Genomic DNA, 1,090 nt, shown 5'->3' with positions numbered 1-1,090 from the left:
TGGGGCCTCGGGCCACCCTTGCGGCGGATTTTGGGCAGACTCCGCCTCATGCCGGCTGGCTCCGCCGGTAGAGCACGGCGGCCGCTCGCGCCAGATTGTAGCCGCAGCCGGCAAGCAGGCATTGCGTCCGATTGGTCGCCAGGTTGAAGAAGCGCAGCCGCCGCATGCCGTAACGTTGCTTGAACACCGCAAACGGCCGCTCCACCGCCGCCCGTACCTTCGAGATCAGCCGGTTGCGCTGCTTCTGGCGCGGCGTCAGCGGATGGTGCTTGTTGGGGCGGTGCATCAGCCGGTCCTTGATGCCGGCCTGCTTAAGTCGGGCATGCCGGGCATGGGTGTAGTAGGCCTGGTCGCCATAGGCCGCCTTCTCATCCCCGCTGATCAGACCGTCGGCCGGCTCGGTGTCGGTGATCGATGCATCCGTGAAGTCCATGCGCCGGATCAGCGTGTGAGCATCGTCGACGCCGTTGTGCACCTTATAGCCGAACACGGTCTTGTTGCCCTTGCGCCCCCAACGCGCATCAGCGTCGGCCGATGGCCGCGCCGAACCCTCCTCACCCTTCTTCAGCTTCGCCGGCGGGCGCGCGGCGGCCTGCATGAAGGAGGCATCAATCAGCGTGCCGCGCTTGACGATCAGCCCTTTCTGCTCAAGCTGCCGCGTGATCTCATCGAACACCCGATCGATCAGCCCATCGCACTTAAGCTCTTCGCGGAATCGCCACAATGTCGAATGGTCCGGCGTGCGGTCCGAGAGGCTGAAGCCGGCAAAGCGGCGGAACGACAGCCGGTCGCGCAGTTGTGCCTCGAGGGCGGGATCGCTCAGATTGTTCCACACGCCCAGAAGCAGGCAGCGCAGCAAAGCCTCGGCCGGATAGCTGGTGTTGCCCCGTCCCGACCCGCTGCGCCGACCAAGAAGCGCCTGGATCGGCACCCAGTCGATCACTCGCGCGATCTGGTCGAGCTCCGTCGTGTCCGACCATGCCAGCCCATCCGCAAGGCTCAGTTGACCAAGCAAACGATCGACCATCCGAATCATCCCTCTTCATTCCTTACGCACGGAATCACCAACCCGGTTCCGTGCAAAGGCCTC

Annotated in this window: 1 protein-coding gene; it reads right to left on the bottom strand. The window is 64.8% G+C overall.

Features of this window, described 5'->3' with window-relative positions:
* Positions 1-46 precede the first annotated feature (46 nt).
* A complete protein-coding gene (locus FJ434_RS29640) occupies positions 47-1,027 on the bottom strand; it encodes an IS5 family transposase (protein ID WP_181166203.1) in 981 nt (326 codons plus the stop codon).
* Between the last annotated feature and the right edge of the window lie 63 nt (positions 1,028-1,090).

It is taken from the genome of Mesorhizobium sp. B2-5-13 (genome assembly GCF_006440535.1).
Classification (GTDB): domain Bacteria; phylum Pseudomonadota; class Alphaproteobacteria; order Rhizobiales; family Rhizobiaceae; genus Mesorhizobium; species Mesorhizobium salmacidum.
Note: the sequence above shows the minus strand (reverse complement) of the source record. Positions and strands in the feature narration are given on the sequence as shown.